The 23,543-nt window shown below is 65.6% G+C and carries 20 protein-coding genes, 1 tRNA gene and 1 pseudogene; 8 read left to right on the top strand and 14 right to left on the bottom strand.

Annotation, left to right across the window (positions count from 1 at the left end):
* Positions 1-85: 85 nt before the first annotated feature.
* From HDR50_RS05760 to pgsA, 5 genes are read right to left on the bottom strand one after another with little or no spacing between them, the layout of a single operon-like run.
* Positions 86-1,621: a hypothetical protein gene (locus HDR50_RS05760; protein ID WP_291356769.1), complete on the bottom strand. Its 1,536-nt coding sequence runs from the start codon at positions 1,619-1,621 to the stop codon at positions 86-88.
* 46 nt (positions 1,622-1,667) lie between these two features.
* Entirely contained in the window at positions 1,668-2,612 is a 945-nt protein-coding gene (locus HDR50_RS05755) for a hypothetical protein (protein ID WP_291356767.1), read from the bottom strand.
* Positions 2,596-2,919 (bottom strand): septum formation initiator family protein, encoded by a 324-nt coding sequence (locus HDR50_RS05750; protein WP_291356765.1) that lies wholly within the window; start codon positions 2,917-2,919, stop codon positions 2,596-2,598. The genes HDR50_RS05755 and HDR50_RS05750 overlap by 17 nt, the downstream gene beginning before the upstream one ends.
* Positions 2,919-3,173 (bottom strand): hypothetical protein, encoded by a 255-nt coding sequence (locus HDR50_RS05745; RefSeq protein ID WP_165076731.1) that lies wholly within the window; start codon positions 3,171-3,173, stop codon positions 2,919-2,921. Before HDR50_RS05745 ends, HDR50_RS05750 begins: the two co-directional genes overlap by 1 nt.
* Positions 3,170-3,733, bottom strand: coding sequence for a CDP-diacylglycerol--glycerol-3-phosphate 3-phosphatidyltransferase (gene pgsA, locus HDR50_RS05740; RefSeq protein ID WP_291356762.1), 564 nt, complete (start codon positions 3,731-3,733; stop codon positions 3,170-3,172). The genes HDR50_RS05745 and pgsA overlap by 4 nt, the downstream gene beginning before the upstream one ends.
* 365 nt (positions 3,734-4,098) lie before the next feature.
* On the opposite strand from pgsA, the gene HDR50_RS05735 reads away from it, so the two are divergent.
* Positions 4,099-5,031 carry a cation diffusion facilitator family transporter gene (locus HDR50_RS05735; protein WP_291356760.1) on the top strand — a complete coding sequence of 311 codons (933 nt, stop codon included), beginning with the start codon at positions 4,099-4,101 and terminating at the stop codon, positions 5,029-5,031.
* Between the two features lie 9 nt (positions 5,032-5,040).
* Here the strand turns inward: HDR50_RS05735 and HDR50_RS05730 are convergent, their stop codons facing one another.
* The 3 genes from HDR50_RS05730 to HDR50_RS05720 all read right to left on the bottom strand — a co-directional run bounded on the left by HDR50_RS05730 (position 5,041) and on the right by HDR50_RS05720 (position 6,896).
* A complete protein-coding gene (locus HDR50_RS05730) occupies positions 5,041-6,210 on the bottom strand; it encodes a permease (RefSeq protein WP_291356758.1) in 1,170 nt (389 codons plus the stop codon).
* A gap of 187 nt (positions 6,211-6,397) precedes the next feature.
* Complete coding sequence (locus HDR50_RS05725; RefSeq protein ID WP_291356756.1) at positions 6,398-6,733, bottom strand: metalloregulator ArsR/SmtB family transcription factor; 336 nt, start codon at positions 6,731-6,733, stop codon at positions 6,398-6,400.
* Between the two features lie 86 nt (positions 6,734-6,819).
* Positions 6,820-6,896 (bottom strand) — tRNA-Arg (locus tag HDR50_RS05720).
* A gap of 293 nt (positions 6,897-7,189) precedes the next feature.
* On the opposite strand from HDR50_RS05720, the pseudogene tnpA reads away from it, so the two are divergent.
* Positions 7,190-7,702, top strand: a pseudogene (gene tnpA, locus HDR50_RS05715) (IS200/IS605 family transposase).
* 113 nt (positions 7,703-7,815) lie between these two features.
* Here tnpA and HDR50_RS05710 read toward each other — a convergent pair.
* From HDR50_RS05710 to HDR50_RS05700, 3 genes are all read right to left on the bottom strand, one after another.
* Positions 7,816-10,857, bottom strand: coding sequence for a hypothetical protein (locus tag HDR50_RS05710; RefSeq protein WP_291356754.1), 3,042 nt, complete (start codon positions 10,855-10,857; stop codon positions 7,816-7,818).
* Positions 10,858-10,962: 105 nt separating this feature from the next.
* The gene (gene hydG, locus HDR50_RS05705; RefSeq protein ID WP_291356752.1) at positions 10,963-12,354 is read right to left on the bottom strand and encodes a [FeFe] hydrogenase H-cluster radical SAM maturase HydG; all 1,392 of its coding nucleotides are present in this window, start codon (positions 12,352-12,354) and stop codon (positions 10,963-10,965) included.
* 79 nt (positions 12,355-12,433) lie between these two features.
* Positions 12,434-13,633: a dienelactone hydrolase family protein gene (locus tag HDR50_RS05700; protein WP_291356751.1), complete on the bottom strand. Its 1,200-nt coding sequence runs from the start codon at positions 13,631-13,633 to the stop codon at positions 12,434-12,436.
* A gap of 125 nt (positions 13,634-13,758) precedes the next feature.
* Between HDR50_RS05700 and HDR50_RS05695 the strand changes: the two genes are divergently transcribed.
* From HDR50_RS05695 to HDR50_RS05680, 4 genes are all read left to right on the top strand, one after another.
* The gene (locus HDR50_RS05695) at positions 13,759-14,439 is read left to right on the top strand and encodes a DedA family protein (protein ID WP_291356749.1); all 681 of its coding nucleotides are present in this window, start codon (positions 13,759-13,761) and stop codon (positions 14,437-14,439) included.
* The gene (hydF, locus tag HDR50_RS05690; RefSeq protein WP_291356748.1) at positions 14,426-15,709 is read left to right on the top strand and encodes a [FeFe] hydrogenase H-cluster maturation GTPase HydF; all 1,284 of its coding nucleotides are present in this window, start codon (positions 14,426-14,428) and stop codon (positions 15,707-15,709) included. The genes HDR50_RS05695 and hydF overlap by 14 nt, the downstream gene beginning before the upstream one ends.
* 79 nt (positions 15,710-15,788) lie before the next feature.
* Positions 15,789-16,814 carry a zinc-ribbon domain-containing protein gene (locus HDR50_RS05685; RefSeq protein WP_291356746.1) on the top strand — a complete coding sequence of 342 codons (1,026 nt, stop codon included), beginning with the start codon at positions 15,789-15,791 and terminating at the stop codon, positions 16,812-16,814.
* Positions 16,815-16,951: 137 nt separating this feature from the next.
* A complete protein-coding gene (locus HDR50_RS05680) occupies positions 16,952-17,743 on the top strand; it encodes a hypothetical protein (protein WP_291356744.1) in 792 nt (263 codons plus the stop codon).
* A gap of 127 nt (positions 17,744-17,870) precedes the next feature.
* Here HDR50_RS05680 and HDR50_RS05675 read toward each other — a convergent pair whose 3' ends face one another.
* The gene (locus HDR50_RS05675) at positions 17,871-18,122 is read right to left on the bottom strand and encodes a hypothetical protein (RefSeq protein ID WP_291356742.1); all 252 of its coding nucleotides are present in this window, start codon (positions 18,120-18,122) and stop codon (positions 17,871-17,873) included.
* A gap of 276 nt (positions 18,123-18,398) precedes the next feature.
* Between HDR50_RS05675 and gcvH the strand changes: the two genes are divergently transcribed.
* Positions 18,399-18,785: a glycine cleavage system protein GcvH gene (gene gcvH, locus HDR50_RS05670; RefSeq protein WP_291356740.1), complete on the top strand. Its 387-nt coding sequence runs from the start codon at positions 18,399-18,401 to the stop codon at positions 18,783-18,785.
* A 61-nt stretch (positions 18,786-18,846) separates the two neighbouring features.
* On the opposite strand, the gene HDR50_RS05665 is transcribed toward gcvH, so the two are convergent.
* Together HDR50_RS05665 and HDR50_RS05660 are read right to left on the bottom strand one after the other, a co-directional pair.
* Positions 18,847-19,986 (bottom strand): tRNA methyl transferase PRC-barrel domain-containing protein, encoded by a 1,140-nt coding sequence (locus HDR50_RS05665; RefSeq protein ID WP_291356738.1) that lies wholly within the window; start codon positions 19,984-19,986, stop codon positions 18,847-18,849.
* Between the two features lie 17 nt (positions 19,987-20,003).
* Positions 20,004-20,762 (bottom strand): amino acid ABC transporter ATP-binding protein, encoded by a 759-nt coding sequence (locus tag HDR50_RS05660; protein WP_291356736.1) that lies wholly within the window; start codon positions 20,760-20,762, stop codon positions 20,004-20,006.
* A 211-nt stretch (positions 20,763-20,973) separates the two neighbouring features.
* Here HDR50_RS05660 and secA point away from each other — a divergent pair, with 211 nt between their 5' ends.
* Positions 20,974-23,538 carry a preprotein translocase subunit SecA gene (secA, locus tag HDR50_RS05655; protein ID WP_291356735.1) on the top strand — a complete coding sequence of 855 codons (2,565 nt, stop codon included), beginning with the start codon at positions 20,974-20,976 and terminating at the stop codon, positions 23,536-23,538.
* Positions 23,539-23,543 lie beyond the last annotated feature (5 nt).

Genomic DNA, 23,543 nt, shown 5'->3' with positions numbered 1-23,543 from the left:
GAGAGCCTCCTTGGTTGGCCGGGCGCCTAGGGCCCGGCATGGCCCGCGCGCAGGTGGGCGTGCGGGCGTCCTTGACAACAGTTCCTCAGTTGCGCGGCCCGAAGGGGCTCGGCCTGCCTCCGGGGAGCAGCGCCGGCCCGGACTCGGACCCGGAATTTTCCGCAGGCGCGGCACTCTTTGCGGGCGCCTCGGGCCTTGCTTGCGGAGCCTCCGCGGGCCGAGGCTCGGGAGCGGGCGTTTCGGGGGCTGCGGGCGCTTCGGGCGCGGGCGAGATCTCGGCGGGAGCAGCCGGCGCCGCATCCTGCGTCGTTGCCGCCTCCCGCGGGCCGAAGGGGCTCGGGCGTGCGGGCGCCGCCTGTTCCTCGTCGCGCGGGCCGAAGGGGCTGGGCCTGCCGCCCGGCAGGCTCGGCATCTCCTCGTCCGGGATGAGCTCCAGCGCCGGGGCCTGGGGCTGCGGCTTGGGCGCCGCCGGGCGCCGGGGCCGCTGCACCCGCTCCACCTGCACGTTCTCGCCTTCAAGCTGGCGCTCCTGGACGCGCCGGCGCTCCCGGGCCTTGCCCTTGAGCAGCACGCTGTCGCGGCTGCCGGGCTCGATGTCGTTGGGCGCCTTGCCCGTGCGGGGCGCGGTCTCGCCGCCGGACACCGCATCGGCCGGCGTGGGGGCCGGTTCGGCGCCTTCCAGGGCCGAGCCGCCTGCCAGGGCCGCGTCGGGCGCCTGCGGCTCGAAGGCGGGCACGGCGCCTTCGTCCTTCTTGGTGCGTTCGGGCATGGGCGGCGGGGGCAGCTTTTCACGCTCCTGCGGGAAGAACTGGGCCCCCTGCTGCACATCGCCATTGCCTTCGGGGAAGTCGCCCTTCTCGGGCACCGCAAAGATGAGCGGCAGGTTGCCGAGATAGCGCACGAGATAGAAGAAGGAGCCCGTGGCGTTGGTGCAGGTGCCGGCGGTGCTGTGCTTGACGATCTCGCTCCAGTCGAGGCCGGCCAGTGGCGTGGCCGCGAATTCGTACTTGCCCGGCCAGAGCAGGGCCGCGGGCGAGAGCACCACCATGTCCTCCGGGTGCTCGGAATAGCGCATGAGGGCGCGCATATCGAAATACGCGACCACGATGCCGAGGAAATCCACCCCGTCATAGAGCGGCGTGGCGAGCATGATCTCGGGCCCGAGCGGGCTTGGCTGCACATCGGCCCTGAGCGCGCGGCTGTTCTGCTTCTTGTCTTCGTAGAGCAGGGGGATGAAGTCCAGCTCCTTGAGGGCGTCCGCCGGCTCCTGGCCGAGGATGGTGCCGTCGTACTTGACGCCGGCGAAGCCGCTCAGCCAGGGGAAGGTGGCGAAGAGATTGCTGAGCCATTCGCGGGTCGGCGGCTTGTCGGCGTTCTGCATGACGCGCTCAAGTTTGCCCAGCTCCACGTCGATGCCGATCATGCCGGTGGAAAGCGCGAGCGCCTGCGGCGGCAGGCTGCCCTTTTCCTCATAGTCCACGCTGGCCGGCGGGCTCACATAGGTGTTCCAGAGCCCCTTGGTGGTCTTCCAGACGTTCTTGGTGGGCTGGTAGGCGTTGCAGCCGCACAGGACGCCCACCGCGAGCAGGATGAGCAAAGCGCGCATACAGAAATGTGACACCGTGATTCTCCGATTCTCCCGTACCTTGTGCGTCAGGGAGGGCCGCTCAGCCCCGGGCCCTGGCCTCCACCCGTTCCGCAAGGGCCTCAAGCATGCTGATGAGCCGGTCGGTGCTCCTGCCGTTCTCTTCCTCCGGGGGGGCGGGCGGCTGCGGGGCTTCGGCCTGATGGCCGAGGCGCGCGGTGAGGGTGGCGATGCGGTGCTGAAGGTCCGCGCATTCTTCGGGGAGGGTGGCCGCGGCCGCGAGCTCATTGTAAATATCCAGCGCGCCGCGGATGTCGCCCTGCTCGGCCAGCACTTCGGCCATGGAGCGCGTCCTGAGCGAGAAATGCTCCTCGCCGTCATCCTCGGAGTGCGCGCCGTCAGCCGGGAGGGCGCTGGTGGCATCGGCGGGCGCTTCCTCCCACAGCGGAGCGGCCGCGGTTTCCTCAAGGGCCACTTCGCCGGGCGCCGGGGCCGCTTCCACCCGCTCTTCCACGATCTCTTCCGCAGGCGCTGCAACAGGCGCAGGCGATGCTTCAGGCGCGGCTGCCGCGGGCTTCACGGGCTCGCGGGCCGGGGCTGCCGCCCGTGGGGCGCGGCCCTGCTCCAGACTGTCCAGCCCGCGGTTGAGCACCTCGTGCAGCGAAAGCGGGCCGTGAACGAAGTGGGCCGCCAGAAAGCGCAGCACCGTGGCCGTGTCCGCCTCTCCATCCACCTCGGAAAGGCAGGCCGCCCAGGCCTGCCAGAAGCCGGCATAGGCGGAAAACATGGCGCTCAGCCGCTCTATCTGCCGCGCGCAGGCATCCTGCCGGCCGGTCCTGTACAAGAGCTCGATGAGGAAGAGCCGGGCTTCCAGAAATTCGCTGTGGCGCTCGAGCCCGTGTTCCAGCGCGGCGATGGCTTCGTCATCGCGGCCGGCGTCGGCGAGCAGCCGGGCGAGCGGGAAGAAGACCTTGGAATTGGGCTCGAGCTCGAGCACCTCTTTATACCATTCAATCTTTTCCGTCATGGGCCGGGGCTCCGGGGCTGGTTTGGGCCGAGCTTCCAAAGAGGTAGAGCACCTCGTTGTCCCGCATGTAGTGCAGGCGCTGGCGGATCATTTTTTCCACATACTGGCTGTCGGACTGCAAGAGCCGGATATCCTTACTGAGCGCCCTGTTCTGGGCATCGAGGTCGCTTATCCGGGTGAGCAGGGCGGCGTGCTGGCGCTTAAGGTCGCGGTATTCCACAAGCCCCGTCGGACCCCATATCATGCGGCTGAACAGGGCGAGGTTGAAAACACCCAGAATGAGCAGGATGGTGACGCGCCAGAACATTATTGCAGCAGCCGCTGGCCGTGGGCGTTCCAGCGGGGGGAATGCCCGAGTTCTGCAAGCAGGGTGCCGGTGACGCCTTCGAGCCGCCGGACATCTTCCTCCGCCAGGTTCATGCTGTCGATGCGCGTAAGGAAGCTCTTGAGGGAAGCGAAGTCCTCGTCAAAGCTGCGGCCCGCGCCAGCGGCGCGCATGCCCGGTTCCAGCTCGAGGATCGTCTGGATGCAGTTCTTGAGGCGGATCTGCAACCTGCTCATGCCGATTTTCCCGAAGTGACGCTGGCAGCGGCATGCCGGTAGAAATACCGGCAATAGTTGACGCCCGAGAACACGGCCACGGCCATGGAGGCATAGAGCAGCGCCTCGCCGATGGGCCACAGTCTGAGTCCGAAAAGAGGATAGTGGAGCGTGATGGGGATGATGGCCGCGATCTGGAGCACCGTCTTGGCCTTGCCGAACTTGTCGGCGGCGAGGACGATGCCCTCGTCGATGGCCATGGCGCGCAGGCCCGTCACCACGAGCTCGCGGCAGACGATGACGATGACCACCCATGCGGGCGCCCAGTCGAGCTCCACGAACATGATGAGCACGGAGCAGATGAGCACCTTGTCCGCCAGGGGGTCGAGGAATTTGCCCATGCTCGTGACCATGCCGGCATGGCGGGCGATATAGCCGTCCATCCAGTCGGTGATGGCGGCGAAAATAAAGACCAGCGCGGCCACGATGCAGAGCTTCGGCCCCTGGAAATACAGGAGGACGACGACGAGCGGCGCCATGAGGATGCGCAGCAGGGTGATTTTATTGGCAAGGTTGAGCATTGCCTCTCGCTCGCGCTGATAGGGGGTGTGCCTTCCTTTGAGGCATAGCATAAAGCCACGCAGGAGAAAAGAGGAAAAACGCGGGCAAGAGTCGGGCGTGCATGGAGTTGTGGGGTGGAGGACATGGAACCCGACCCTGTGACGTGGAAGCCGACCATATTGTGAGGCAACGGCGTGTGAGGGCGCCGACACAATGCGGCCTGCTGTCGTCCGCTTCTTCAGGGCTTTCCGCCGGTTGCGTTTCGCCCAAAAGTAGACCACTCTGACGCGTGACGCCGGCGCGAGGGTTTTCGCAGCTCGCCCCGGGCGTCCCTGTGCGGCCGGCCATCACTGTCTTCCCCACCGCATTTCCTGAGGAGCTGCTTTTGGACCGGGAAAAATATATTTGCCGCGTGACCCTGGCGGGGAGCGCCGTCAACCTGCTCCTCGTGGTCTTCAAGTTCATTGCCGGCATCCTCGGGCACAGCTCGGCCATGGTGGCCGACGCCGCCCATTCGCTCTCCGACTTCGCTTCGGATGTCATCGTCCTTTTGTGCCTGCGGGTGGCGGGCAAGCCCGAGGACGAAGACCACGCCTACGGCCACGGCAAGTTCGAGACCCTGGCGTCCGTTGCCATCGGCCTCCTCCTGCTTGCCACCGGCATCGGCCTTTTTTGGGACGGCGCGGCCACCATCCTTGCCTTCGCCCGGGGCGAAATGCTCATGGCGCCCACCTGGCTCGCGTTGGCCGCGGCGGTGATCTCCCTTGTCGTGAAGGAAGCGCTCTATCACTATACCATGGCGGCGGCCAGAAAGGCCGATTCCTCAACGCTCAAGGCCAATGCCTGGCATCACCGCAGCGACGCGCTGAGCTCCATCGCGACGCTCGTTGGCATCGGCGGGGCCATGCTCCCGGGCGAGGGCTGGCGCATCCTTGACCCGTTGGCTGCCTGCCTCATCAGCATCTTTATCGTGGTGATGGCCTTTTCGCTCATGAAGCCGGGCATCGATGAACTCATGGAAAAGTCGTTGCCCGATGCGGAAAGGGTGGAGATCGAGCACATCATTGCCTCAACAGAGGGCGTTCTCGGTTTCCATCGCCTGCGTACCCGTCGCATGGGTGTGAACCGCGCCGTCGAGGCACATATAAAACTGGATGGCGGCCTGTCCTTGCGCGAGGCGCATGACATCGCCTCGCTGCTCGAGAAGCGCCTGAAAGACCGCCTCGGTGAGAAGACGCATGTGGGCATCCATATGGAGCCCGCCGCTGCACAGAAAGCGCAGGCAGAGCACGAGGATGGAGAATCCGCGCGCGTGTGAGAACCCGGGTTAGAGCAACGCTGGCCCGATACTGTTGAATATCCAGCCAATGAGCGTGAATATCACCCACAGGCAGCCGATGAAGAGCGCCTGAAGCCGGAAGGTCATTATCTGCCGCAGAAGCATGACTTCCGGGATGCTTGCCGCCACCGCGCTCATGCAGAACGCGAGCGTGGTGCCGAGCGGCAGCCCCTTCATCAACAGGCTCTCCATCACCGGCACGATGCCCGTAACATTGGAATAGAGCGGTATTGCAAGAAGCACGGCCGCGGGCACTGTCCACCATTGGCCCGCGCCGAGGTGTTCGGCAAACCAGTTGTCGGGCACAAAGCCGTGCAGCGCGGCCCCCACGGCAACGCCGAGGATCACCCACTTCCAGACGCGGCCGAAAATCGACCGCATCTCGCCCCAGGCAAAGACATGGCGCTGGCGAATGCCCAATCGCGGGCTGTTGCCACCCACAGCCAGCAGGGGCCGGGGGAGGCGCCCGGCATCGAGGATGAAGCGCTGGAGCCAGCGCTCCGCCCGCATGGCATCTATGGAAAAGCCCCCAGCCATGCCCGCCGCCATGCCGACCAGCACATAGAGAAGTGTGAATTTCCAGCCGAGCAGACCCCACAACAGCACCACGGCGATTTCATTGATGAGCGGCGATGTGATGAGAAAGGCCATGGTGATGCCGAAAGGAATGCGCGCCGTGGTGAAGCCCAGGAAAAGCGGTATGCTCGAACAGGAGCAGAAGGGCGTTATGGAACCGAACAGGGCTCCGAGAAAATACCCGAGGATGCGTCGCTTGCCCGCAAGATACGCGCGTACACGCTCCACGGGGAGCGAGGCGCGCAGCCATGCAATTACATAGATGAGCGCAAAGAGGAGCAAGAGGATTTTTGCCGTGTCATAGAGGAAAAATTCGAGCGCTTGCCCGAGATGCGAGTCCGCTGAGAGCCCTGGCACGGAGAAGACGAGCCAATGGGCAGCCGGCTCAATGGCGACATAGGCCAGAACACAGACGAGGGCGACCACCGCGGCCTTGAGGATGTACCGGCGCTCCCAGCCTGCAACCTGCGGTGCATCCGCTTGGGGTATCGTTGGTCTTGAACAACTGCATGTCGCCTGTTCCCTCCCGAGCGGTGCCGATTTTTTGCCAGGGGCGGATGAACCCGGGATAAGCGGCTCCATGAGTACCTCTACTGTTTTGCTTTTTGGCTAAATTGCAAAATATTGAGGTGCAAGTCAAGCGCGTGCGCAGCCTAATCCCGCACGCATGAGCCCACTCCTGTGGCAGCGACCTCCCCCCGAAGGATCGAGGGATTTGTCTTTATCGAAAATGGCCCGGATGCCGGGCCCGGTAAAAGAGCGGGCAGCCCTAACGCGATTGCACTATCTCGAGATGTTCCCGGGCCTTCTGCTGGACCGCGGCGGATGTGCATTGCAAAAACTGGTTCAGGCAGCCCAGCCTCAGGCGGTAATAGATGCTCGTCCCGCGTTTTTCGCTCGTGACCACGCCGGCTTCACGCAAGACGGCGAGATGCCGGGATATGGTGGACATGTCATCGCCCACCAGGTCCTTGAGCTCGCAAACGCATTTCTCGCCATCGCGCAGGGCGTCGACCATGAGCAGGCGGCTCGGGTGCCCGAGAGCCTTGAAAATTTTTGCCTGCTCGGCGATGGAGCGCTTGTGCTGCTCTCGTATAGAGACCACGATGCGCCGCCTCTCAGCCAGAAGGATTGGGAAATTGCTGCGCCTTGGGAAGAACGCGGGTGTCTGGAACAGGAAGCCGGGAAGAATGGTGCGCCCGGCAGGAATCGAACCTGCGGCCTACAGCTTAGGAGGCTGTCGCTCTATCCAACTGAGCTACGAGCGCACGCTGGAAGAGGTAGGCCGGAAAGGCCCGACTGTCAAGGTTTTTGTGAACCGCCGGCTCACGCGAGCCGCCTTGCCGCGCACTTGGGTTGCTTGGGCACATGATGTTGGTCACATTCCCCGCGGGACTGGCTCTCCCCGCTTTGGGAAGGCCAGCACACACAAGCAAGGGCGTCGCGCCCCAAGGATGTAACGCCCTCATTGTATGCAGAAAAACTCCTTCCTGGAGGGCGGCTCAAAAACGCTTATAGTATAAGTAGCTTATGAAACGCATTTTGATTGGTTTCAAGGTAGATGCAGTCTGACAGTTGCACTCTGTCAACAAATCAAAAGAAGGTCACAACGGTTAGTGCAAAGAGTTTATCGTACACGAAATGGAATTTTAACATCATCTTGTATTCGCCATATCGCCGACAGGCATTCTCTGGAAAAAAACGGACACCAGGAGAGATTTTACGCAAACTCTCTCAATGGAAGACAGGAACAGTTCTTGAAGCCGGGTGTTGCCCTGACCATATCCACATGTTGCGGGAAATACCGCGGAAGATGAGTATTTCCCGTTTTTATGGGGTATCTGAAGAGCATGAGGAGTCTGATGATGTATGAACGATTGGGCGACATGAAATTCTGATTCAGTAACCGGGAGTTTTGGTGCCGTGGCTCTCGTATCAACGCCGTGAGGAAAATACAAAGAAAATTCAGGGATACATCAGAGGACAGATCGGTCGGGTGAAGCCGGCAGACCAAATACGTATACCGACCCCGGGTAGCCCGTTTGCGGGGGGCAAGTACCAAAAATGCAGATAGCAGAACGGATATGTGCCTGTAAGGCTCTCTTGCGAGGAGCGCCTTACAGGCACATATACGAATCCTTGCGATGCCGGGGGGATCAGTAAGCGACGGGCGCGTCCCCGTCCGCCCTACGCCGTCTGTGTACGCGCATGGCTCGCCGCATGGTGGATCCGGTGCTGGTGCGGGCGGCAGAGCTTGCTCATGAGGCGCAGGTACTGCATGTGCTTGCTGAGGAAGAAGGCCAGCGGCGGCGAGAAATTGCGCCCCAGCAGGCCGTCCACCAGCATCTGGCTTATCTCGCGTTCGCGCGTGAGCACGAGCTGCGCGCGCGCGAGCACATGGCGGTCGGCGTCGGGCATGGTGACGAGCATCTTGCGGAACGCATCCTGCGCCCTCGGCTGGTAATACCAGAAATACATGAGGTCGAGGGCGTTGATGATGAAGGCCTTTTCGAGCTCGCGCCCCCGGGAGCCGCCATGCCCCTTGAGGCCGCCCGGCCGCGCAAGCATGACGAGGGCGTCTTCCTGCGGGAAGAGCAGTTCGAGGCGCGTATAACAGGCGAAGACATTGGCGATCTTGCTCTTGTAGTCCCAGCGGCGCATGCGCAGGTTCACCTGGCTGTCCGCATAGCCTTCGATGATGGCGGCCACCGTGTCCGACGCCATCTTGGAGACCACGGCCGCGCTCGGCACGAGGTAGATCTCGGGCTGGGCCACCCCCACGGCGAGCAGGAGCTGGAACAGCAGGAAATCATAGAGCGACGACACAGGGATGGCGAGGCCGCTGCGGAAGAAGTTGCCGATGGCCGCTTCCTTGGGGAAGCCGCGGAAGACATTGTGCGCGCAGATGTAGAAACCGTTGACGATGTTGAGCACGGTGAAGACGAGGGTGGAATGGTTCTCCACCGAATAGCCAAGCCAGTCCTGCAAGAGCCACACGCGCACCATGACTTCAAGGAGCAGGACGGAAATGCCCGTATACATCAGCGAATCGCAGATTCTGCTGATGCTGACCTGATCCTTCCAGTGGATGAGTGTGCCCCGTGAAAAGCCGTTGGCCGCGAACATCATCTGCACCACGTTGCGCACGCCCGTGATGCCGAACCAGATAAAGGTGCCGAACCAGGCGAGGAACCACCAGTCCTGCGTATAGATGAAGGAGAAAAAGGCCGGGATGAAGCCCAAAAGCACCTTGAGCCAGTTGCTGATGGAGCTGTTGAGATAGGTGAGGCCGAGGCGCGTGTGGCCGCCGGACTTGCTCTTGCCGAGCAGGTCGTTCTGCCGGGCCTGGTTGAGGCCGCCCAGGTTGGCGATATTGCCGTGCTTGCAGATGCGGCAATACTCACTGGCCGTTTTCCATTCGCTCTTGCGCTCCATGCCCAGATGCCGGCAGCCGGGGATGCGGCGGAAATGCGCGGCCAGCCGCTGCCAGAAGGTCGGGTTTTCCGGCTCGCGGAAAATTTCCGTCTCCTCCACCGGCGAGCAGAGGGGGATGGGCCGCGCCTGTTGCGGCTTGCGCCTGAGCTCGGCCAGTGCCCGCGGGGAAAGGGTCTCCTTGAGCACCAGGCCCATGCCGTAAGAGCGGCGGCCGCCCGAGCTCGTGCCCAGGCGCGACTTGAGCGGGCTGTGGCGGTAATGCTCCCAGAGTTTGGGCACATTGCGCAGGATATTCTTGAACTTGGCCGCGCGCGCGTCGTCGCCCTCGCGCTCGAGGTGGCGCCCCATCTGGCGGATCATCTGCTTCACGCGGGGGCCGAGGCCGAGGTTGAGGGCCCGCTGCAATTCGCCGATGGCTTCGAGGTCGTGCAGTCGCCCCTCCAGCCAGGCACGCATGTTGAAGATCTCGAGATGGGTGATGGCGCCGTGGCAGTCGGAAAGTATCTCGGCCACGTCCTCCACGCGGAGGTCGGTGAGGCCGAGCACGAGGCGGTAGCCGGGGTTGAGCTCCTGCAGCTCGCGCACCAGCTCGTGCGGGGAGAGGCGCAACAGCTCGGGCACGTCCCCGAGGCCCGGCTGGAGGAGTTCGCGCACTTCGGGCAGCGCCTCGGCGCTCAGCCATTCGTCAGCGATGATGTCCGCGCTCAGGTTTTCCAGCGCCTCGATCTCTTCCTTGGCTGCGCGACCGTCGGATTTGCCCTCGGCGATGTCCTGCGCCAGGCGTTCCGCCCTTTCCCGCGCCGCGGGCAGGACATGGCGATGCAGGAATTCGGAAAGATGGTGCATGGAGGGCTGCCCGCGGCCCACGAAATCGAGAAAGTCCTGCTGGTCGAGGGCGGGCACCTCGACGCCCCAGGCTTCGGTCAGGCGCGGGCGCTCGCGGTCGTTCCAGGCGTTGAGGATGCGCAGGATACGCGCCTTTTTCCAGGTGAGGACCTCGCGGCCCTTCTTCATCATGTCCGCGAGCTTGGGGTTGTGGAGAAATTCCAGAAAGTCCTCGTTGGAGCTGAAACCGCGCGGGATCCAGAACAGGCGCGCATAATGCCCGTAATAGGGCACCTGGTACTCGATACCGATACGCACGGTGAGCCCGGTGATCTCCGAGGCGCGCAATATCTCCCGCGCGGCGTCCGGGGGCACCCAGTATTCGTAGCCGATGGTGATGTCGCGGATGCCCTTGATCCAGGCGTCCATGATGAGGTGCGTGGGCGTTTTGCGGCCCTTGGTGTTGGCGTCGTAAACGTGATCGTCAAAGGCGATCTGGTTCCATTCCTCAGGCATTTCCGGCAAATGATAGCGCGCCAGCATGTGCCGCACGATGCGCGGGGTGCCCTGCACCGTGCGCCGAAAATCATGGGCCAGCTTGAGCTGGGTCAGGCGGTCGCCGTGGGCGCGCACCATGTCTTTCATGATCTGCATAAGCACGCGCGCTGTATTGCGCCGAAGCAGCGAGTGGGCGCTGTTGAGCACCTCGTCGTAAAGCACTTCGAGGGCGAGCAGCCTGTCCCTGGCCTGCGCGTCGCCCGCCTCGAGGTTGCGGAGCAGGTTGATGACCGCCGAGGCCATGCGCGCCACCGGGCTCGCCGCCAGCTCCTTGATGCCGTGGGGATGGAGATTCGGGTCAAAAAGGCCGTTGTCGGACGGGCCGGTACGCGAATCAAGGATGTGGTTGACGAGGGCCAGGATGTCCCTGTCCTGCTTGTCAAAATAGATGTCGCTCCAATGTTCCGCCACGCCGCGCCCCCTTGCTGGCCGCCGTGTTGAATCGCTCACCGGCAAAGGCCCGCCAGGGCGCGGAAGACTTCCCGCCCTCGCGCGCCCCGGGAGCCGTGTCCTGCGCTAGATGAATTCGTCCATGCGGCCCGAGCGCACCTTCTGGAGAAGGCGCTCCGCCGCGCCGCGCTCATGCTCCGGCAACTGCTCCAGCTTTTCGGCGATGACCTTTTCGCCAAGCTGGCGCGTGTAGGGCGTGGCGTAATTGATGAGGAACTCCATGAAGCCGGCCATGGAATTGGGCCCGCACTGGGACTTGATGCTGCCGTTGCGCACGAGGGAGATGAATTCCTGGCCGCTGCGGCCAAGGCGCGGGCAGGCCGTGCAGAACGAGGGCAGGTGCCGCGCTTCTTCCAGAAGGAAGCGCACCACCTCATCGAGGTGGCACTCCTCGCCGATGGGGAAGGGCGCCTTTTCGCCGGGCGCGTCCGTCCAGCTCTCATAGGGATTGGCGACGCTGCCGGTGAGCAGTTGCGAACAGCCGATATTGCACGCCTCGCGCCACACGCCGGCGGGCTCGCGCGTGGTGAGCAGGATGCCCGTATACGGAATGGCCAGGCGCGTGATGGCGACCGCGCGGAGGAATTCGTCGTCGTTCAGGGCATAGGGCGCCTGGAAGTCGCAGCCGGGCGCGGGGCGCACGCGGTGCAGGTTGACGGTGCGCGCGCCGGCGCCGTAGGCCTGCGCAAGGTGCGCGGCGTGGGCGGCGAGGCCCAGAAGGTCGAATTCCCACGGGCCGAGGCCGAGCGCGAGCCCGAGGCCCACATCGGGCATGCCGGACTCAAGCGCCACGCTCGGGCCGGCGAGGCGGCCGGCAAAGTCGCTCTTGGGGCCGCCGGGGTGGGCTTCGTGATAGCTCTTTTCGTGGTAGGTTTCCTGATAGATGTTGACCGTGCCTGCCTCGGTGCGCTTGAGCACCGCGTATTCGTCCGGCGTGAGCACGCCGAGGTCGAAATTGACGCGCCTTATCTCGCCCATGCCGTCATAGAGCCTGAGCAGGGCCTCGGTGGTCTCGGCCCAGTATTCCACATCGGACTCGGTGCTCTGCCCGCTCACGAGCACCACGCGCTTGTGCCCCTGGCGGATGAGCTTGCGCGCAGCCTCGCGGATCTCCGCCGGGTTGAGGCGCTTGCGTTGGACCGCGGTATTGCCCTTGCGCGAGGCGCAATAGCGGCATTCGCTGGCACAGGTGTTGCTGACGTGCAGCGGCGCGGTGAGCACGATGCGGTCGCCGTAGACCTTTTGCTTCACAAGGTCGGCGGTGCCGAAAATGAGGGTCAGGTCCTCGGGCTTCCGCACACGCAAAAGGGCCACGATCTCGTCCGGGCCCAAAGGTTCCAGGGCCACGGCCTTGTCGAGGATGTCGCGGACGACGGCGGTTTCGGGCGCGCTTTCACGGGCGAGTGCCGTTTCGATGGCAACGGGGTCCAGCCAGGAGGTAGCGGAAGTGCCGGGCATGAGTGCATCCTTCAGGTGGCAAAAGGTGAGCCCGCGGCCGTGGGCAGCGGTAAGGGACGGATGTCTGGATGGCGGAAATCTAGCATGTTGCGGAACAAAACGCCAGCCGCAAGGGGCTGCCCCCGCGTCCGGACGGGTTGCGGCCCGGGCGGGTGCGCCGTTTCTTGGTCTTTGCAGGTGCCGCGGGGGCCGGTTTTTCCGGCGCGGGCGGCGTGAGGTCGGGCGGGGGCGGGATGTGCGGCACATTAACGGCGCTCCCCAAATGCCGCAGGAAGAAGTCCGCCAGCGCGGCGTCGAGGCGCCGCCCCAGGGCCGAGCGCATTTCCGCCGAGACCGAGGTGCAGAGCTCGGGCAGCTCCGCGGCGATGGAGGGCGGGCACGGGGCCATGAGGGCGCCGGTATCGGCCGCTGGCAGCTCCAGCACGGTGGCCTTGAGCCCCGGGAGGCGCGCGATGGCGCCGGCATGATGCTCGGGCCTGTCCACCTTTTCCGCTCCGGCCACCACGAGCAGGAGCGGCGGATAAAAATGGCGGAAGGACGATGGCCCGAACAACAGCCCATAGCCGGGCGCAACGGAGGCCACGGCCTTGACGCGCTGGTCGGCGAGGCTGCGCGTGAGCGGGAAACCCGCGCAGATGGCGTCGATCTTGCCCCTCACCCAGGGATTGCAATAGGCGTCTCCGGCGCCTGCCCGCGCGCAATACTGGCCCCAGGGCGCGCAGTCGGGGAGCGCCCCCCCGAGCAGCAGGGCCGCGGCCCCGCCGGTGCCGAAGCCGAGCACGCCGATGCGCGCAGGGTCGATGGAGGCCGAGAGTTCCTTGTCCGCCAGCAGCACGTCGATGGTGCCCGTGAGTTCCTTCACCCGGTTTTCGAGCTGCGCCCAGGTGAAAAGGTCGTCCATGTTGTGCATGCTGTCCCGGGCGTGGGCCGGGGCCGCCACCACGAAGCCGCGCGCCGCGAGTCTGGCCGCCGTGTCGTGGTAGGAAAAGCGGGTGCCGGGCGTCGCGTGCGAGAGCAGGAGCAGGGGAAAGCGCCCCTCGGCCGGGCGCCCGTTGCGCGCGGCGTAGAGCGTCCATGGCGTGTAGCTGAGCTCGCGCGGCGCGCGTATGCCCGGATACCAGACATTGATATCGAGGCGCAGGGCCGGCTCGCCCGTGAGCTCGCCCAGGGTGCGGAAGGCCGGCTTGTAGGCATCGGCGGCGTTGGCGGGGCCGGCCAGCAGCAGGAAAAGGGCGGAGAGTGCGGCCGCGCAGAGCCGCGTCCAGTGATGGCAGCGCATGGCGCCTGTTGTGCCACAGGCGCCCGTGGGGTACAAGAGGCGGGCACGGTGCCGGGGTGGCATCGCACAGCGGGCGAGCGCCGGGCATGCACCCGGGCAGCCGCGGCCCCCGACAGGAGTGAGTGATGGAAACATTGAGCTTTTTTCTGGATTTCGTGCTCCACATCGACGTCCATCTCTTCGAGCTGGTGGACCAGTACGGCATGTGGATCTACGGCATCCTGTTCGTCATCGTGTTTTGCGAGACCGGGCTTGTGGTCACGCCCTTCCTGCCCGGGGATTCGCTGCTTTTCGCCTCGGGCGTGGTGGCCGGGGCAGGGCTCATGGGCTACCCCGAGATCATGCTCGTGCTGCTCGCCGCGGGCATCAGCGGCGACGCCGTGAACTATTGCATCGGCCGGCATGTGGGGCCGCCCATCTTCGCGCGCGACACCAGGTTCATCAAGAAGGAGTACCTGCTCAAGGCGCACCATTTTTATGAGCGCCATGGCGGCAAGGCCATCGTGCTCGCCCGCTTCATCCCCATCGTGCGCACCTTCGCGCCCTTTGTGGCCGGCATCGCACTCATGAACCCGGCGGTGTTTTTCTTCTACAACATCATCGGCTGCCTGCTCTGGGTGGGCGCGCTCGTCTCGGCCGGCTTCTTCCTCGGCAACCTCGCGTGGGTGCGCGAGAATTTCAGCCTCATCGTCTACGCCATCATCCTCATTTCCGTGCTGCCGGTGGCCATCGAGCTCGTGCGCGGCTGGCTCGGGCGCGGCAAGGAAGCCCCGGCGCACAAGGAGGACGGCGATGGCCGCCGCTGAGCCGCAGGAGGGCCGGGGCGCGCCCAAAGGGCTGCGGCCGCATATCGCCCTCGTGGGCCGGCGCAATGCCGGCAAGTCCTCCCTGCTCAACGCTCTGGCCGGGCAGCCGGTCTCCATCGTGTCGGAAACGCCGGGCACCACCACCGACCCCGTGGCCAAGACCATGGAGCTCTCGCCGCTCGGGCCTGTGGTGCTGCTGGATACGGCGGGCATCGACGATGAGGGCGCCCTCGGCGGCCAGCGCGTGGAGCGCACGAAAAACGCCCTGCGCGGCGTGGACGCCGCCCTGCTCGTCACGGACAGGGGCCGCTGGGAGACGCCCGAGCGCGAGCTTGCGGCCCTGCTTGAGGAACTGGGCATCCCCTTTGTGGTCATCCGCAACAAGGCGGACAGGGAAGGGGAGAAGGGGGGGGGAGCCCCCGCGCGGGATGGCGAGATCCCCGTTTCCGCCAGGACCGGCGCCGGCCTGGGTGCCGTCGTGGCGGCGCTGGCGAGCATCCTCCCCGAGGCGGCACTCACGCAGCCGCCGCTCCTCGCGGACCTGTTGCCCGCAGGGGCGCTTGCCGTGCTGGTGGTGCCGCTGGATTCAGGCGCGCCCAAGGGGCGCCTCATCCAGCCGCAGGTGCAGACCATCCGCGACTCCCTGGACGGCCATGCGAGCTGCCTCATCACCACGCCCGGGGAATATGCGGCCGTGCTTGGGCGGCTGGCCGTGCCGCCGGATCTGGTCATCTGCGATTCGCAGGTCGTGCGCGAAACCGTGGCCACCACGCCTGAGGAAGTGCCCCTGACGACCTTTTCCATCCTCATGGCGCGCCTCAAGGGCGACCTCGCCGAGCTCGCCGCCGGTGCGGCCGCGCTGGAAGGGCTTGCGCCCGGGGATACGGTCGTCATCCAGGAGGGCTGTTCGCACCACCCGCAGGCGGACGACATCGGGCGCGTCAAGCTGCCGCGGCTGTTGCGGGCGCTGGCCGGCGGCGAGGTGAAGGCGGTGGTCGCCGCGGGCACGGAATTTTTCGCCTATCCCGAGGGCGCGCGGGCCATTATCCACTGCGGCGGCTGCGTCATCACGAGGCGCCAGATGCTGGGGCGCATGGCAGCAGCCCGTAGCCTGGGCCTCCCCATGACCAATTACGGCGTGGCGCTCTCGCTCGGGCAGGGCGTGCTCGAGCGCGCCCTGGCGCCTTTCCCCGAAGCGCTTGCCGCCTACCGGGAGGCCCGGGCCAGGGCGCGTGGAGGGGAGCGTGGGGCGCGCCCGGCCGGCGGCTGAGGCTTGCCAGCGCGTGCGCCAGCGGCTATGAAGGGGCGAGAATGACGCGGGGCAAGTGCCCAAGCCAGAGGAGAAGCGCGTGAATATCGTGTGCCCGCAGTGCGGTTTCAGCCGTCGTTTGCCGGAGGATCGCCTGCCCGGCGAGGTGGTCATCGCCACCTGCCCCCAATGCGCCTGCCGTTTCCGTTTCTCCGTCCGCGACGGGGTGCTCGGCGTGCTGCCGCCGCGGGAAGATGCCGGGTCCCGGGCCGTTCCCCTGCAGCAGAGCGGGGGCGCCGCCGGCGCACCATCCGATGTGCCGCCGGGCGCCATTATCCCCGGTGCCAACAGTGAGCCAGCCGAGGACAAGCCCGCGCGCGGCGCGGGGCCTGAAACCGAGGAAGAGGAAGACATCCGCGAGACGGCGCGCCGCGCCTATGCCCGCGAAGCCGCCCGCTTCGCGCAGGGTGACGAGGAGGAGGCCCCCGCCCCGGGCGATACCGTGCTGCTGGACGTGAACCCCTGGGACGTTGCCCCGGCCAATGGCGGCTGGCTTCAGGCCTTTTACCAGACCGTTCTGCGGGTCATGTTCGCCGCGCCGCGCTTTTTTGCGGGCTTGAGGCCGCATGCGCGCCAGTTGCGCCCGCTCGGCTTCTATCTCGTCATCTGCGTCATCCAGACCGTGGTGGAGCGCTTCTGGGGCTCCATGCTCGTTTCCGCGCTCAGCCCGGCGGCCGCCACCGACCCGCAGCTTGAAAACCTGCTCACGCTGCTCGCCCCCAAGACCGACCTCGCCCTGAGCCTGCTGTTGCGTTGCGGCCTGCTCGTGCTCCAGCTCTATGTGTTCGCGGCGCTCATGTTCCTCGCCTACCGCATCGTGGCGCGCGAGCGCACGAGCTTTTCGCTCATCTTCCAGATCATGGCCTACAGTTCGACGCCGGCCCTGCTCTGCATCGTCCCGGCGCTGGGCTCGCTGGCCGGCATGGTCTGGGGCCTCGCCTGCCTGGCCGTGGGCTGCCGCGCTGCCCTGCGCCTCAACTGGGCCCAGACGCTCTTCGGCTTCGTGCCGCTTGCGCTCGTCTTCGGTCCTATCCTGCTCCAGGCCATGACGGCGCTTCAGGGTTGACAGCCGGGCGTCATGGGCGCTTCTGGCATGGATTTCGCAGTTTTTCCTCCAGGACGGTGGGAGCGGCCGCATGGCCGCCCCCGCCCCTGAGCGAAATCGACTGAAGCCGGGCGCCAGCGCCTGAGGGAGATACTGTCATGACTTCGACGCCAAACGCTTGCGCCTGCGCCAAAAACAGCCCCAAAACCCGCGGCAGGACCGTTGCGCGGGCCACCGCCTTCCCGCTGCTTGTCCTCCTTCTGGGCCTCGCCGCCGCGGGCTGTGCCAAATCCCCCGACGACAGCCGCTCGGCCGTCACCCTCACGGGCGATTTGAGCACACCCATCCAGATCCAGACGGACAATTTTGTGCGCCGCCAGCCGCCCGTGGCCTATGTTTCGCCCACGGCGCCGCTGGGGCACAAGCCGACAGCCCTCTTCGTGCCCCTGCGCATGGTGCAGCAGACCACCAATGCCGTGACCTTCAGCGACCTTCTCTCACGGCAGATATGGCAGGTCTGGCTTTCGCTCGGCGCCTTCAAGACGCTCGAATACGCGCCCTGGGCCGGCCCCTTCGAGCGGGAGCGCGCGCTCGCCATCGCGCGCCAGCAGGGGGCGGAGCTACTTGTCGGCGGCTATATCAATCATTTCATGGATGGCGGCTCGGGCGGCGAAAGCTCCGTCTCGCTCTCCATGGAGGTCTATGACGTGAAGACCGGCAACCTCTTGTGGTCGCTCGCCGAGGGCGGCAGCATGGAGGCCCGCAAGGTGCACGATTTCTACCTCTTTTCCATCACCGAGCGCAATCCGGCCGACCCCTCGGGCCTCATCACGCGCAGCCTCGCCTGGGACATGGGGCGGCTCATCCTTGGCTGGGTGGATCCCACGGCCGTCCAGTTGCAGGGCGAGCCCTCGCTCTGGGACAGGATCACGGGGAACGAGGCCTTCTAAAAGACTCGCCCGAAAAAGGGCGGCGTTCCTCTGCTGACGCACAGAAAAAACGCTCCCGGGGCGGAATTCGCCACGGGAGCGTTTTGCGATACAGTATGTGCTTTGGGGCGCGGGCCGGCTCGCACGCTCAGCTCTTGGAGCCTGTTCTCGTGCTTTCTCTCGATGGGGTGAGATTGTCCGTCTCCAGGGCGAGGTTGCGGTTCCAGGCGCGGATGGCGGCGCCCTGGGTCACGGACCATTGCTGGAGCGTCTGGCCGCAGGCGCAGACCACGCGCCAGACCTCCTGACGGCGCCCGGGCGGCAGCATGGATTCGAGATGGGCATCTGTGCCGCCGCAGGCAAGGCAGGGGCGAATGGCGTGCGGGTCGAGTTCCTTCATGCGGACCATCTTAGCAAGTTTGGGCCTGTCGCACAAGGGCACAGGCGCGCCGGAAGCGGGTGCTTCAAAAAAATCCTGTCATCTCATGAAGATGGAAAGGGCATTTCCTCTTCGGGAAGGCCCGGTGCCCGGGCGCCCAGCCTTGCGCGGGCCCGGGGCCTGTGCTAGTCTGCGGAAAAGCCGGTCAGGCGTGTGCGTGGCCGGGCAACGGCGCCCCGGGCTTCGGGGCCGCGGCGAAAACCCCTAAACGCGCCCGCGCGCGAGAAGGATCTCCCCATGGCTCTCATTCCTGAAGATCTGCGCTACAGTAAGAACCATATGTGGGTCCGCATGAAGGACGGCGTCGCCGTCATCGGCGTCACCGATTACGCCCAGGACCAGATGGGCGGCATCACCTATATGCGCATCCCTTCGGCCGGCTCCTACCTCGCCGCCGGCGAGGCCTGCGGCATGGTGGAATCCGTCAAGGCCACCACCGACCTCGTGTGCCCGGTCAAGGGGGAGGTGCTGGAAGCCAATGTGGATCTCGATTCCACGCCCGAGCTCTGCAACAGCGACCCCTACGGCAAGGGCTGGATCCTGCGCATCAAGACGGCCGAGGCCCCCAAGGACCTCATGGATGCCGCGGCCTACGAGGCTTTTTGCAAAACAGCCTCCAAGTAGCGTTACACCGCGCCCTGCGGGCCACCCCTGCGGTTCTGGCCTGCGGGGCGCGGGTTTTCCTTCACGGCAGGACTTCTTCTGCAAGTGCGCCCGCGAGCACGGCGCCGTCTTCATCGTAGAGCGTCAGCACCTGGCCCGGCGCCGTGGGGAAGCAGGTCTCGTTGAAGCGGACATGCAGCTTCTTGCCGTTTGAGCCTTCCTCAAGGCGCACCTCGGCTGGCACGACGCCCCCGCCATAGCGACAGCGGACAAGGGGGCGCCCCGGCCAGAAGCCGGGCTCGGCCAGCAGGTTCACGCCCCCCGCCACACAGCCGCGCATGCCAAGCCGGGAGCGCGGCCCCACCACGAGCGCGTTTTCCGCGGTATCCTTGCGCAACACATGCAGCGCCTCGTCATGGGCGATGCAGAGGCCGCGGCGCTGGCCCTCGGTATAGCGCCAGAGGCCGGCATGGGTGCCGATGCGCCGGAGGGCGCGCGCTTCGTCAGGCGTTTTCGGTGAACCTGGCGTCTCCGCCGCCTTTTCTTCAGAGAGCAGCACCGGGCCAGGCCCGGCAGGGGTGAGGCCCAGTTCTGCCCATTTCCGCTCAAGAAAATCCCGATAGGCGTTCACGCCGCCGGGCGCGAAGCAGATGTCATGGCTCTCGACGGGCACGGGCACCGCAAGGCCCGCTTCGGCCACCAGTGCCGCGCAGCCAGCCTTGGTGAGCTCCGCGAGCGGAAAGATCACGCGCGTGAGCCTTTCCTGCGGCACGAGGGAGAGAAAATAGCTCTGGTCCTTGGGCGTATGCGCGGCCATGGCGAGCAGCGGTCCGGGCGCCCCGCGCCTCGAATGCGGCACAAGGCGCGCATAGTGGCCCGTGGCCAGCGTCTCGGCCCCGAGCTCCAGCGCCGCATCCAGCAGGGCGCCGAACTTGATGTGCCGGTTGCACAGGGCGCAGGGGTTGGGGGTGCGCCCCTCGGCATAGGCGGCCGCAAAGGGGGCGATGACCTCGCGGCTGAAGCGGCCGCGCAGGTCCACCACATGGAGCTTTACCCCGAGGCTGCGGCAGGCGGCGGCAAGCCCCTCAAGGGGCGCGGGCGCGTCTCCCCAAGGCTCGGCCAGGAGCGCATGCAGGGCGAGCACCTGATGCCCGGCGCGGCGCAGGAGGAGCAGGGCGCAGAGGCTGTCCACGCCGCCGCTGACGGCTACGGCGATGCGCATGGGCGGCGCGGCAAAACCTAGAGGATCTGGTTGAGGAACTGGCGCAGGCGCGGATGGCGCGGCGCGGTGAACAGCGTCTCTGGCTTGCCGGCCTCCACGATTTGCCCGTGGTCCATGAAGATGCAGCGGTCGGCCACGGTGCGCGCGAAGCCCATCTCGTGGGTCACGCAGATCATGGTCATGCCTTCCTCGGCGAGCGTCACCATAACGTCCAGCACTTCGCCCACCATTTCCGGGTCGAGCGCTGAAGTGGGCTCGTCAAAGAGCATGATGGCCGGCTGCATGGCGAGCGCGCGGGCGATGGCCACGCGCTGCTGCTGGCCGCCCGAGAGCATGGCGGGATACACATTGGCCTTGTCGCTGATGCCCACCTTCTTGAGCAGGGTGAGGGCGCGGGCCTCGGCCTCCTCGGCGTGCAGGCCGAGCAGCTTGATGGGCGCCATGGTCAGATTCTGGAGCACGGTCTTGTGCGGGAAGAGGTTGAACTGCTGAAAGACCATGCCCAGGTTGCGGCGCACCTTGTTGATATTGTTCTTCGGGTCGTTGATGTTCTCGCCCTGGACGCAAATCTCGCCCTTGTCGATCTCTTCCAGCCGGTTGATGGAGCGCAGCAGGGTGGACTTGCCCGAGCCGGACGGCCCGATGATGACCACGCGCTCGCCGGGGGTCACGTTGAGGCTCACATCCTGGAGCGCGGGAAGCTGCCCGAAGTATTTCCAGACATGGCTGATGGTGATGATGGGGGCGGTCTCGCGGTCTTCCGTGGCGGTGCTCATGGTGCGGTCCGGGTGAGGGTGAGGGGGGCTTTCATCGGGGACGCAGGCTTTCGAGGCTAGAGGAATGTGGCATTTTCGTCAAGAAAGCGCGGCTGCACAGGGGCGCTCCGCGCCGTGATTTGCCAAAGAGGACAAAAAGCCCTAGCATAGCCTGTTGCGGAAAAGGTATTTTTCCGCTGACTCCACGCCGATTACCTCCTGAGGAGTTTCCATGGTCGGTTTCCTGTTCAGAAAAATATTCGGCAGCAAGAACGAGCGCTATCTCAAGCGCCTGCGGCCGCTCGTGGGGAAGATCAACGCCCTCGAGCCCGAGATGCAGGCGCTTGCCGACGAGGACTTCGCCGCGCGCATCGCGCAATACAAGCTGGAGGTGCAGGAGAACGGCAAGAGCCTGGACGAGCTTTTGCCCGAGGTGTTCGCCCTGGTGCGCGAGGCTTCGCGCCGGGTGCTCGGCATGCGCCATTATGATGTGCAGCTCGTGGGCGGCATCGTGCTCCACAAGGGCAAGATCGCCGAAATGAAGACCGGCGAGGGCAAGACCCTCGTCGCCACCCTCGCGGTGGTGCTCAACGCGCTCTCGGGCAAGGGCGTGCATGTGGTGACGGTCAACGACTACCTCGCCACGCGCGACGCCGAGTGGATGGGCAGGCTCTACAGCTTCCTCGGGCTCACCACGGGCGTCATCGTGCACGGCCTCGACGACGAGGAACGCAAGCTCGCCTACAATGCGGACATCACCTACGGCACCAACAACGAGTTCGGCTTCGACTACCTGCGCGACAACATGAAGTTCTATGCCAACCAGCTTGTCCAGCGCGGGCATAACTTCGCCATCGTGGACGAGGTGGACTCCATCCTCATCGACGAGGCGCGCACGCCGCTCATCATCTCCGGCGCCTCTGAAGAATCCGTGGGCTTTTACCGCACTGTTGACGACATCGTGCGCAAGCTCGGGCCCGAGCACTATACTGTCGACGAAAAGGCCAAGACGGCCATGCTCACGGACGAGGGCGTGGCCCGCTGCGAGGAGCTTCTCGGCATCGACAATCTCTTTGACCCGGCCAATATCACGGCACAGCACCATGTGTTGCAGTCGCTCAAGGCGCATCAGGTGTTCAAACGCGATGTGGACTACATCGTCCAGGACGACCAGGTGGTCATCGTGGACGAGTTCACCGGGCGCCTCATGGCCGGGCGCCGCTATTCCGACGGGCTGCACCAGGCGCTGGAGGCCAAGGAACACGTCACCATCGCCGCGGAAAACCAGACGCTCGCCTCCATCACCTTCCAGAACTATTTTCGCCTTTATGACAAGCTCTCGGGCATGACCGGCACGGCCGATACGGAAGCCGTGGAATTCCAGCAGATCTACGGGCTGGAGGTCGTCACCATCCCGCCCAACAAGCCCATGATCCGCAAGGACATGCCCGACCTCATCTACCGCAGCCGCAAGGAGAAGTTCGACGCCATCGTGGAGGCCATCGCCGACCTCTACCAGCGGCAGCAGCCGGTGCTCGTGGGCACTATCTCCATCGAGACTTCGGAGATGCTTTCCAAAAGGCTCACCAAGCTCGGTATCCCGCACAATGTGCTCAACGCCAAGCAGCACGCCAAGGAGGCCGAGATCGTCGCCCAGGCCGGCCAGAAGGGCAGAGTGACCATCGCCACCAACATGGCCGGCCGCGGTACGGACATCGTGCTCGGCGAGGGCGTGGTGGAACTCGGCGGCCTGCACATCCTGGGCACCGAGCGCCACGAGAGCCGGCGCATCGACAACCAGTTGCGCGGCCGGTCCGGCCGCCAGGGCGACCCGGGCTCCTCGCGTTTCTATCTCTCGCTTGAGGACGACCTCATGCGTCTCTTCGGCTCCGACCGCATCAAGGGGCTCATGGAGCGCCTGGGGCTGCGCGACGGCGAGGCCATCGAGAACAAGATGGTCACGCGGGCGGTGGAGGGCGCGCAAAAGCGGGTGGAGGCGCACCATTTCGAGATCCGCAAGACCCTCCTCGACTACGACAACGTGATGAACCAGCAGCGCGAGGTCATCTATGCCCTGCGCCGCGAGCTCATGGTGGAGGACGACCTCTCGCCCGTGCTCGAGGAGTTCCTCGGCGATGTGCTCGACGTGGTGTATGCGCCGCTGGACGCGGCCACGCCCGACACTCTGGCGGAAACGCAGGCCGCGGTCATGGCGCGCCTGCGCGACATCTTCAACCTTGACCGCGTGCTTGCGCCGGACGCGCCCCTGCCCGAGCGGGAGCAGACCGAAGCGCTGGTTCACGGCATGCTCGATGAGCTCAAGGCGGCCGCGGGCGAAAGCTACAAGGACATCGAGCGCTACTTCCTGCTGGAGGAGCTTGACCGCTGCTGGAAGGAGCATCTGCGCAACATGGACGCCCTGCGCGACGGCATCGGCCTGCGCGGCTACGGCCAGCGCGACCCCAAGCTGGAATACAAGCGCGAAGGTTTTGAAATGTTCCAGGACATGCTCTTCCAGATCCGCGAGAGCGTGTTCCGGGCGCTCACCCGGGTGCGTGTGCAGCTCGTGAGCCCCGAGGAAGAGGAGGCCAGGGCCCAGGCCGAGCGCGAGGCCATGGCCCGGGAGTTCCGGCACCGCGAGGAACCGGCCGAGCTTTCCTATTCCGGCGGCGGCGAGACCGTGGGCGAGGCGCCGGCGCGCAAGCCCGTGCGCGCGGCCCCGCGTGTGGGCCGCAACGACCCGTGCCCCTGCGGCAGCGGCAAGAAGTACAAGAAGTGCTGCGGAAGGACGCAATAAGGCCC

Source organism: Desulfovibrio sp. (assembly GCF_014803725.1).
Classification (GTDB): domain Bacteria; phylum Desulfobacterota; class Desulfovibrionia; order Desulfovibrionales; family Desulfovibrionaceae; genus Desulfovibrio.
This window is presented reverse-complemented; position numbering and strand designations above follow the sequence as displayed.